The 10,331-nt window shown below is 62.4% G+C and carries 8 protein-coding genes; 7 read left to right on the top strand and 1 reads right to left on the bottom strand.

Annotated features, from left to right (window positions below):
• Positions 1-573: 573 nt before the first annotated feature.
• Both rfbF and rfbG read left to right on the top strand, forming a co-directional pair.
• Entirely contained in the window at positions 574-1,344 is a 771-nt protein-coding gene (rfbF, locus tag AWB66_RS19515; RefSeq protein WP_087631815.1) for a glucose-1-phosphate cytidylyltransferase, read from the top strand.
• Positions 1,341-2,402 carry a CDP-glucose 4,6-dehydratase gene (gene rfbG / locus AWB66_RS19520; protein ID WP_087631840.1) on the top strand — a complete coding sequence of 354 codons (1,062 nt, stop codon included), beginning with the start codon at positions 1,341-1,343 and terminating at the stop codon, positions 2,400-2,402. Before rfbF ends, rfbG begins: the two co-directional genes overlap by 4 nt.
• 279 nt (positions 2,403-2,681) lie before the next feature.
• On the opposite strand, the gene AWB66_RS19525 is transcribed toward rfbG, so the two are convergent.
• Entirely contained in the window at positions 2,682-3,689 is a 1,008-nt protein-coding gene (locus AWB66_RS19525) for a hypothetical protein (RefSeq protein WP_087631816.1), read from the bottom strand.
• A 286-nt stretch (positions 3,690-3,975) separates the two neighbouring features.
• Here AWB66_RS19525 and rfbH point away from each other — a divergent pair, with 286 nt between their 5' ends.
• The 5 genes from rfbH (at position 3,976) to AWB66_RS19550 (ending at position 10,006) form a co-directional block, all read left to right on the top strand.
• The gene (gene rfbH / locus AWB66_RS19530; RefSeq protein WP_087631817.1) at positions 3,976-5,289 is read left to right on the top strand and encodes a lipopolysaccharide biosynthesis protein RfbH; all 1,314 of its coding nucleotides are present in this window, start codon (positions 3,976-3,978) and stop codon (positions 5,287-5,289) included.
• A gap of 63 nt (positions 5,290-5,352) precedes the next feature.
• Entirely contained in the window at positions 5,353-6,339 is a 987-nt protein-coding gene (locus tag AWB66_RS19535; protein ID WP_087631818.1) for an NAD-dependent epimerase/dehydratase family protein, read from the top strand.
• Between the two features lie 197 nt (positions 6,340-6,536).
• Positions 6,537-8,381, top strand: a complete 1,845-nt coding sequence (locus AWB66_RS19540; RefSeq protein ID WP_235021170.1) for a thiamine pyrophosphate-binding protein — start codon at positions 6,537-6,539, stop codon at positions 8,379-8,381.
• 57 nt (positions 8,382-8,438) lie between these two features.
• On the top strand, positions 8,439-9,533 hold the full coding sequence (locus AWB66_RS19545) for an N-acetylneuraminate synthase family protein (protein WP_087631819.1): 1,095 nt from the start codon (positions 8,439-8,441) through the stop codon (positions 9,531-9,533).
• A gap of 119 nt (positions 9,534-9,652) precedes the next feature.
• Positions 9,653-10,006, top strand: a complete 354-nt coding sequence (locus AWB66_RS19550; RefSeq protein WP_200819019.1) for a hypothetical protein — start codon at positions 9,653-9,655, stop codon at positions 10,004-10,006.
• Positions 10,007-10,331: the final 325 nt, after the last annotated feature.

A 10,331-nucleotide genomic window follows, 5' to 3' on the forward strand; every position in this document is an offset into this window, starting at 1 on the left:
GCGGCAGACCGGTCGGTCCGCCGATGGCGATCGCGCTCGCGACGAGCGCCTGGTCCGTCACCGTCGTGACGACGCGAAGACTAAGCGCGCCGAAGGCCACATAAAGCCCGACCAAGATGACGATTATCGCGGCCTCGGCGCACGGGCGGAACCACGTGTAGCCCAGGTACGCGACGAGCACGGCGCTGCCCATCCAAACGCGCAGCGTCGCGTGCTTCCGACCATGCGAACGCAAAAGGTCGGCGCGCGGGTTCCTGCGCCCGCTCCATGCTCGAATCCCCTGCTTTCGATTGTTCGCGTTGGTCTTGTCTGCCCGGTGTTCGATCCGCCCTTCGGACGAGGCCCTATTCTGCATTTTTTTGAGATAGCGCCGGGGCGTGCAGGTGCTGGCGCGAAGCGCTTTTTTAAAGCGCAGAAGCAGGATTTGCCGAGCTGTCGGGATGTAGCGTGGATCGACGGCCGTGCCCCTCCGCCGATCCGCCAAACTGCGACGGCAACTGGCCTCTTTCCCGCCGTTTGGCTTGCCGCGCCGCCGGTTAGCATTGATCCGTCAAACTATGCGCCAGGTGGTTCATGAAAGCCGTGATACTGGCCGGGGGATTAGGAACCCGGCTGATGGAAGAGACCGTCGTCAAGCCAAAGCCGCTGGTGGAAATCGGCGGCAAGCCGATTCTCTGGCACATCATGAAGATCTACGCCTCGCACGGCATCACGGACTTCATCGTGTGCGCGGGTTACAAGGGTTATCTGATCAAGGAATACTTCGCCAACTACATGTTGCACAACGCCGATGTCACGTTCGATATCGCCAGGGGCAACGTGGATATCCACCATCACAACGCTGAATCGTGGCGCGTGACCGTGGTCGACACGGGCGACAAGACGATGACGGGCGGCCGGCTGAAACGGATTCGCCGCTATCTCGACAACGAAGATTTCTGCATGACCTACGGCGATGGCGTCGGCGACATCGACATCACGTCGCTCGTGCGCAGGCATCGCGAACATGGGCGCCACGCGACCGTCACGGCGGCGCAACCGGTCGGCCGTTTCGGCGCGATGAACGTCGAGGGCGACACGGTCGTGTCGTTCAAGGAAAAGCCGGTCGTCGAGGGCAACTGGGTCAACGCAGGCTTCTTCGTGCTCAAGCCGAGCGCGCTCGACTACATCGACGGCGACGTGATGTGGGAGACTGACCCCATCGAGCGTCTCGCGCGCGAGGGCCAGTTGCGCACGCACTTCCATCACGGCTTCTGGCAACCAATGGACACGTTGCGCGACCGCACGGTTCTCGACGAGATGTGGAACAGCGGAAACGCACCGTGGAAGCGGTGGGCGTCATGACGCGCGCGGATTTCTGGCGCGGCCGGCGCGTTTTTCTGACCGGTCACACGGGCTTCAAGGGCGCGTGGCTCGCATTGTGGCTGCACGGCCTCGGTGCCCGCGTGACGGGATACGCGCTGGCGCCGCCCACCGATCCGAGCCTCTACGAACTGGCCCGCATTGACGATTGCGTCGAGTCCATCACGGGCGACATCAACGATGCAGCGCGGTTGCAGGCGATCATGCAGGCCGCCGAGCCGGAGGTCGTGTTCCATCTGGCGGCCCAGGCGCTGGTGCGCGACAGCTACGCCGAGCCCGTGGCGACCTTCGCCACCAATGTCATGGGGACGGCGCACCTGCTCGAAGCGGTGCGCAAGACGCCATCGGTGCGTTCGGTCGTCGTCGTGACGACCGACAAGTGCTATCAGAACCGCGAGTGGGTCTGGGGCTACCGCGAAACCGACGCGCTCGGCGGCCACGATCCGTATAGCGCCAGCAAGGCGGCCGCGGAAATCGTGACGGCGGCATGGCGCTCGTCGTTCTTTGCCGACGATGTGTCGATCGCGACGGCGCGCGCGGGCAACGTGATCGGCGGAGGCGACTTCGCGCGCGACCGGCTGCTGCCCGATTTCGTGCGCGCGCTCGAACGCAACGTGGAACTCGAGATTCGCCATCCGCATGCGGTGCGTCCGTGGCAGTTCGTGCTCGAGCCGCTTGCCGGGTATATCGAGCTGGCCGAGCGGGCGCATGCCGGCGAGCCGGGCATCGCGAGTGCGTGGAATTTCGGTCCCGACGAAGCGGGTGCGCGGCCTGTCGGCGAGGTGATCGACGCGTTCAGCCACGCTTTCGCGCTGCCGGCGCAGATCAGGCTTGGCGTCAGCGAGCCGCAGCGTCACGAAGCGACGCTGCTCAGGCTCGACACGTCGAAGGCGCGTGCGCATCTCGACTTCCGTCCGCGTATCGACCTCGATCGCACCCTGGAATGGACCGCGCAGTGGTATCGCGCGTACCTCGACAAACGCGATCTGCGCGCGTTCTCGGAGCGTCAGCTACAGGCTTTTCTCGGCCTCCGGTCCTGATTTCGGAGCGGGCCGGCATCGTTCGGTCCGCATCTTTCTCGCGCGGGCTTTCCTTGTAGAAGTCCGCGCGCTTTCGTTTTCAGGCTTGGGTAGCCCACGAAACGCGGGCATGCATGCGATCAGAATCGCGGCGCACAACGAGCGCGAGCTGCCCCGCGGGGCAGCTTCGGTTTTGCCGCGATGTCTGTGTGACGAGTCGCACCGCGAACCAGCGATTGAAGCGCTGGTTCGGGGTGCGTTCTGGAGATAACCCGAAAAAGCTCGGTTGGTCGAGTCGAGCTACGCCGTGACGCGGCCCGCCGCGGAAGCCGGAGCGGTATCGCGCGGTGCGGGAGCGGTGTGCGGTCGCAGTGCGAAATGCACGTCCGCCTTGTCCGCCATCTGCGCGACGCTGTCGTCCCAGCCGTCGATCAGGCGCTGCAGACGCTCAAGATATCCGAGGCGTTCTTTCTCGAACTCCGCGAAGAAGTCGTCGCCCGCCTGAACGCCTTCGTACAGGCGCGGGAACGGCGCAGGCTCGAACGAATCGATGTCCTCGTTCGTCCACGGGCCGGTGTCGCGGAAAGCCGGAATCGCGCCGCACGCAAGCGCCTCGGTGTTGAGGTTGCTACAGGCATCGGCCGTAAAGAAAAAGCGGCAGTTGCGCAGCAGGATGGCGAGTTCCTGCTTCGTCTCGGGCCACGTGCGCGTGATGACGACCGTTTCGGGCACCGGATCCGTGATGCCGTAGACAGAGCCTTTGCCGATGTAGCTGATGTCGAGCTGGCGGTGTTCCGCCGGATGCGTGCCGCGATTGTGAAACAGCGGGTTGAGTTCCGCGAAGTAGCAGACGTGATGCGGATCGGGGTGCATGACCCGCGAGTGCGCGAGGATGAAATCATCCGGCCCGACATTGACCTTGCGGCCTGAAACGATACCCTCCCGGTTGAGGAAATACCGCACGACGCGCTTCGCGTTCAGCGGATTGGTGAGCAATGCCTCGGGATACACGACGATGCAGTCATCGACATGTTGCTGCGAGAAATCCTTGAGCATCGTGATGCCGAATTCCTGCGCCACCCGGCGAATCGTGCCGACGAACTGCTGCTCTCCTTCATTCTTGGGCGCGTAGGTATCGAAGTCGATACCGATCGCGGCTTCGACGCCGTTCACGTGACGATAGGTGCACATATAGGCGCGTCGGCCTGTTTTCTCGATCGAGCGGGCCAACCGGACGAGCGCGAGCACGCCATTCGACGAGAAGGTCCATTGAAGCGGCGCGCAGATAATGTAGTCGGGGCGTTTCATAAAAGTCGGTCCATTGCCTCGTATTGAGATTGCGCTTGAGTCTACTGTGCCGCTTCACTGACGATTCGACGAACAGGAGGTCAATTGGCAGGCAATTCCGCGCTTTCGGTGCGCTCGGACCCTAGCGTCGTGCAAGCAGCCGAATAGCGCATGAAAAGGCCCTTTGTTTGGCTCATGAGTGCGCGGGACTTTCGGCAACCATAGAGCCCGCAATGTCGTAAGCAATCGAACTGGCCGCACGCGCTGCCGCGCCCGGCGAAATCGTGAAGAGAAAGGATCGAATTCCATGAGTCAAGAAGCACTTCGGCGTGAAATCCTCGCGCTCGTCGAGCAATACGCGCAACGTGCCACCGCTCCCGCTCCGTTCCTGCCAGGCTTGACGGCCGTGCCGCCGTCCGGGAAGGTCATCGGCGCCGCCGAGTTGAAGAACATGGTGGAAGCGTCGCTCGATGGCTGGCTAACCACGGGACGGTTCAACGACGAATTCGAGGCGCGGCTTGCGAAAGTGCTGGGCGTGCGCCATGTGTTGACGGTCAATTCGGGCTCGTCGGCGAACCTCGTGGCGTTCTCGGCCCTGACTTCGCCGCGGCTCGGCGAGCGCGCGATCCGTCAGGGCGACGAAGTCATCGGCGTGGCGGCCGGCTTTCCGACGACGGTCAATCCCATCCTGCAGTTCGGCGCCGTGCCGGTGTTCGTCGATGTGGATCTGGCGACGTACAACATCGACGCCGATCTGATCGAAGCCGCGATCACGCCGAAGACCAAGGCGATCATGCTCGCGCACACGCTCGGCAACCCGTTCAATCTGGAAGCGATCACGGCCTTGTGCCGCAAGTACAACCTTTGGCTGATCGAAGACTGCTGCGATGCCCTGGGCGCCACTTACAACGAGCAGAAGGTGGGCACGTTCGGCGATATCGGCACGCTCAGTTTCTATCCGGCGCATCACATCACGATGGGCGAGGGCGGCGCGGTCTTCACCAGCAACGACGAACTCAAGCGCATCGCCGAGTCGTTCCGCGACTGGGGCCGCGATTGCTACTGCGCGCCCGGAAAGGACAATACGTGCAACAAGCGCTTTTGCTGGCAGCTCGGTGATCTGCCGGAGGGTTATGACCACAAGTACACGTATTCGCACCTCGGCTACAACCTGAAGATCACCGACATGCAGGCCGCGTGCGCGCTGGCGCAGCTCGACCGTCTCGATGACTTCATCGCTGCGCGCCGCCGCAACTTTTCGTTCCTGCGCGAGCGCCTGCGAAACTGCGCCGACTTCCTGATCCTGCCTGAACCGACGCCCAACAGCGATCCGTCGTGGTTTGGCTTCCCGATCACGCTGCGTGAGAACGCGCCCGTCAGCCGTAACGATCTGCTGTCGTATCTCGAGCAGAACCGGATCGGCACGCGTCTCTTGTTCGCGGGCAACCTGACGAAGCAGCCGTACATGAAGGGCCGCAACTACCGCGTCGCGTCGGTGCTCGACAACACCGACACGATCATGCACCGCACGTTCTGGATCGGCGTCTATCCGGGTCTCAGCGAAACGATGCTCGAGTTCGCTGCAAGCCGTATCGAGCAGTTCCTCGGCGTCGCGTTCTAAGCCGCGATCAACCTCATCCCGGCGCCGCGGTTGCGGCGCTTTCCTTGCATCGGGAACGACGAATTGGACATTCTCTTTTCAGGTGGCACCGGCTTTTTCGGCAAGGCTGTGCTGCGCTATCTGATCGCGCACGAACGCGAAGCGGGCGCACTGCTCGCGCGACGCGTCGTCGTTCTAAGCCGCGCTCCCGATCTCTTCCTGCGGCGACATCCCGAATTCGCGGGACTGCCGTGGCTCTCGTTCCATCGCGGTGACATCGAAGTGCCCGACAGCCTGCCGCGCGATGCCGGCTTCACGCACATCCTGCACGCAGCCGCGGACTCGACCCACGTCGCCGACCTACGTCCGTTGCAGCGCTTCGAACAGATCACGCAAGGCACGAAGAACCTGCTTCAGTACGCGGCGGATCACGGCGTGCGACGGTTTCTGCTGACCAGTTCCGGCGGCGTGTACGGTCCCCAGCCCGCTTCCATGAACGCGATCCCGGAGCGCTACCACGGCATGCCCGACCCATTGGACGTGGCGGGAACGTATGGCGTCGGCAAGCGTCAGGCCGAGCATCTCTGCGCACTCTACGGCGAGCGATTTGGGATGGAATGCGTGATCGCGCGCTGTTTCGCGTTCGTGGGCGAAGATCTGCCGCTCGACGTGCATTTCGCCATCGGCAACTTCATCGCCGATGCGCTGTGGCGCGACGAAATCGTCGTGAAGGGCGACGGCACGCCCGTGCGCTCGTACATGGACCAGACGGAACTCGCGCGCTGGCTGCTCGTCATGTTGCGCGAGGGCAAGGCGGGGCACGCATACAACGTCGGTTCGCCCGAGGCGATGACGCTCGGCGACGCCGCGCATCGCATCGCGACCCTGCTCTCGCCGGGCAAGCCGGTCCGCATCCTGGCGAAGCCCGATGCCGACAATGCAACCCGCAACCGTTACGTGCCGGACGTGCTGCGCGCGGCAACGGAACTCGATTTGCATAACGAAATCGACTTCGACCAAGCGATTTTGCGCGCGGGCGGCATCATCGGGCGACGCGCGTCGATGACCTGATCCGCTGTCGAAAGCGGCGCGCACCCGCGTGTCGCCCTTAGGTTCCATTTGCCCGAATTGGCCGGCTTTTGAGGTTCTAGTCCGGGCTTTGAAAATCGTCAGCCAGAAGATACTAACGAGAACGGAAGAGCCCGTCCTGCATGACGCGAATGGCAAGGCGTGGCCCTGGGAATCGCCAATCTGGAGTCGTAAAACCAATGCGAAAGATGAGAGTCGCCGAATATCTCGCGAGCTTTCTCGCAGAGCAGCACGCAGGGCATGTATTCATGCTGACTGGCGGCGGAGCCATGTTCCTCAACGATGCGCTGACGCACGCAGACGGACTCACGCCCGTGTACTGCCATCACGAACAGGCTTGCGCAATGGCCGCCGAAGGCTATGCGCGCGTCACCAACCGGCCCGGTGTCGTCAACGTGACGACGGGCCCCGGCGGTATCAACGCGCTCAACGGCGTGTTCGGTGCCTATACGGATTCGATCCCGATGCTCGTGCTGTCGGGCCAGGTGAAGCGCGATACGCATCTCGCCACCACGCCCGTCGATGGACTGCGCCAGCTTGGCGATCAGGAAGTCGATATCGTGTCGATGGCCCGCCCGGTCTGTAAGGACGCCCTGACGCTGAAGGACCCGCAACACGCGCGAGCCGTGATCGAGCGTGCCTGGGCGCTGTGTCAGCACGGGCGCCCCGGCCCCGTCTGGATCGACATTCCCATCGACGTGCAGTCGGCGCAAATCGACGCCGATGCGCTCGAAGCGTGGGACGGACAGCTTCCCGCATTGGCCGCACGGCTGGAAGGCCGGGCACTCGAAAGCGCGGTGAAGAATCTGCTGGGCCGCGTGACGGGTGCGTCGCGGCCGCTCTTCCTGCTCGGCACCGGCGCGCGTTTGTCCGGTCAGCACGAGAACATCGTGCGGGTGGCCGAAGCGCTCGGCGTGCCGCTCGCGACCGCATGGACGCACGACACGGTGCCATCGGACCATCCGCTTTTCGCGGGCCGTCCGGGCACCATCGGGACGCGCCAGGGCAACTTCGTGCTTCAGGCGGCCGACCTGCTCGTCGTCTTCGGTAGTCGCCTGAATATCCGGCAAACGGGCTACAACTTCGGCAGCTTTGCCAAGAACGCCGTCGTCGTGCAGATCGACATCGACGAGGCCGAATCCCGCAAGCCCACCTACAGCCCCGACGAAGCCGTCATTGCCGATTTGCGCGACCTCGTTCCGCTGCTGCTCGCAGACGCTCCCGCCGCGGCCGCGCCGGAACGCTTCGAAGCATGGCGCGCCTGGATCGCACAAACGAAGAAGCGCTATCCAGCGCTCGATGCCCGGCCGCGTCCGTGGAACGGCCGCATCAACCCTTACGTATTCATCGACGAGCTGTTCAAGCTGTCGCGTCCTGGCGACGTGGTTGCAACGGGCAATGCGTCGGCCTGCATCATTCCGTTCCAGATCGCGCCGATCAAGAACACGGTACGGCTCTTCTCGAACTCCGGCAGCGCGTCGATGGGGTACGACATTCCCGCCGCGATCGGCGCGGCGTTCGCAATTCCCGCGGGCGGTCGCGTCTGGGCGCTCGCGGGCGATGGCAGCACGCAACTCAACGTGCAGGAATTGCAGACCATCGCCCACTACAAACTGCCGATCAAGGTAGTGGTACTGAACAATGAAGGCTACCTGTCCATTCGTTCGTCGCAGGCGAACTTCTTCAAGCGTCTCGCGGGCGAAGGCCCCGAGAGCGGTGTGACGTTCCCCAATTTTGCTGACATCGGCGCCGCATACCGCCTGCCGTCGGTTCGTATCGACCGGCAAAACTTCCGCGAAGCGCTGCGCGAGGCCATCGAGGCGCCGGGGCCGATGCTGATCGAAGTGATGCTCGACCCGCAACAGGGGTTCGAACCGCGCGTCAGCTCGCGTCAATTGCCGGACGGGACCATCCAGAGCCCGCAGCTCGAAGACATGTTCCCGTTTCTGCAAGCCGAAGAACTGGAAGTCGCGATGCGCTATCCCGGCTTCGATGCACGAGACGACACCGCGCGCGCCGAATAGCGACGCGCAAAGACGAATCCAGGCGAATCAAACACACTTAGCTATTCCGGAGTTTTCATGAATTACAAGCAGGAATCCCAGCGTCTGTTCGACGGTCTTTTCGTGCTCGAACTGGCTAACAACCACTGGGGCAAAGTCGAGCGCGGCATGAAGATCATCACCGACTTCTCGCGCATCGTCCGCTTCAACAACGTCAAGGCATCGATCAAGCTGCAGTTCCGCGATGTCGATCGCTTCATTCATCGGGACTTCCGTGAGCGTTCGGACATCCGCTACATCAAGAAGACCCTCGACACGCAAATGAGCGTCGACGGCTACAAGACGATGGTCGAAGCGGTGCGTCAGGCCGGTTGCATCCCGATGTCGACGCCGTTCGACGAAGAGTCGGTGCGCCTGTGCGCGCGCCTCGGTGTCGAGATCATCAAGATCGCCAGCTCGGATTTGAACGACTGGGTGCTGATCGAGGAAATCGCAAAAACGCGCAAGCCGGTGATCGTCTCGACGGGCGGCTCGTCGCTCAAGGATATCGACGATCTTTCGAAATTCTTCCGCAACCGTCACATTCCGCTCGCGATCAATCATTGTGTGTCGATCTATCCGTCGGAAGACAGCGAACTTGAGATCAACCAGGTCGACTTCCTGCGCGACCGCTACCCCGAGCATGTGATCGGCTTCTCGACGCACGAGCAAACCGACTGGACGAGTTCGGTCATGATTGCCTACGCGAAGGGCGCGCGCACGTTCGAGCGTCATATCGACATCGAAGCCGATGGCATTCCCGTATCCCCGTATTGCACGCTTCCGCATCAGGCCGATACGTGGTTCAAGGCTTACAAGCGCGCGGTCGAGATGTGCGGCGCGCCGGGCACGGCCAAACGCATTCCGCCCCAAAAGGAAATCGCTTACCTCGACGGGCTCGTGCGGGGCGTCTACGCAAAGCGCGACATGGCGGCGGGCGAGGAGCTGAAGCCGGACGACTACTACCTGGCCGTCCCGTTGCAGAAAGGCCAGATGAGCTGCCGCGAGCTGATGAAGGGCGAGCGCCTGCTCAAAGCTGCGCCCGCGCATGGCGCGATCCGCGTCAATCAGATCGATACGCCGTATGCGTATAACGATGAAGCGCGCAATCTCATCGAGCAGCGTGGATTGTGATCACCGGTTTGTCGCGTGACGGCGTCCGCGGATTTTTCGGCGGATGAAATATCGCAAAGGTCCAGCGACTGCAACGCTGTGTCAGGCGCGACACGCGGGCACGCTGGACCGGGCAGGAGTTGCTGCAACTCGGCGCAGCCCAAGTCGAACTACGGATTACCCTGTCCTATTTCGGCGAACCGAACCCGAACCAAGCTCGCGAGGCTGGCAGTTTTCCTGTCGGTGGCTGGTGGAAAGACTGGAAAGAAGCACGTCAGTGGGGCACTGAAGCGAGATACGCTTTGGCCGTGTCGCTCAAGGTCGCCGACAACATTGACGCAGACATTACACGCCTATTGCGACCACTATCGTCGCCGGAAGCGGTTATTGATATCAATCTAGCTGAAGGCGGTCGGAATTTGGAATGGGATTACACCAATCCGCAAGTAAGAAACAAAGGGACTGCGTGTTCCATTGGCCGGCACACCCAATAACGGTGCGAATTGTATCGTGATTGTCGGTGAGAACGGTGTTAGGAGAAGCCGCATCCTAAGAGATATGCTTCGCTGGGCTTGCTCTCGCGTCGAATGTCTCGTCCTATGGAGGCGCGTCACCTCAGTCCCTCAGCAGATGTCACTCGCTCCAGCTCTGGTGTCCCAACGGTAAAGCGTTCAACTCAGCACGTGACTCGCGCCATTGAGGCCAGTACTGGGCGATCAGTGCGACAAGCGGCCCATACTCTTAATGCCGTTCAGTTAAGCGACTGAACGGCATTTTTGTTGGCTGCTCAAAGTAGTTGTAAACGGGGCTCGGCGATGT

This window comes from Caballeronia telluris (genome assembly GCF_001544495.1).
GTDB classification, from domain to species: domain Bacteria; phylum Pseudomonadota; class Gammaproteobacteria; order Burkholderiales; family Burkholderiaceae; genus Caballeronia; species Caballeronia telluris.

Bases quoted from the DNA above. Each gene is read 5' to 3' on its own strand.
- rfbF (WP_087631815.1), top strand. From the start codon at position 574: ATGAAAGCCGTGATACTGGCCGGGGGATTAGGAACCCGGCTGATGGAA.
- rfbG (WP_087631840.1), top strand. From the start codon at position 1,341: ATGACGCGCGCGGATTTCTGGCGCGGCCGGCGCGTTTTTCTGACCGGT.
- AWB66_RS19525 (WP_087631816.1), bottom strand. From the start codon at position 3,689: ATGAAACGCCCCGACTACATTATCTGCGCGCCGCTTCAATGGACCTTC.
- rfbH (WP_087631817.1), top strand. From the start codon at position 3,976: ATGAGTCAAGAAGCACTTCGGCGTGAAATCCTCGCGCTCGTCGAGCAA.
- AWB66_RS19540 (WP_235021170.1), top strand. From the start codon at position 6,537: ATGCGAAAGATGAGAGTCGCCGAATATCTCGCGAGCTTTCTCGCAGAG.
- AWB66_RS19545 (WP_087631819.1), top strand. From the start codon at position 8,439: ATGAATTACAAGCAGGAATCCCAGCGTCTGTTCGACGGTCTTTTCGTG.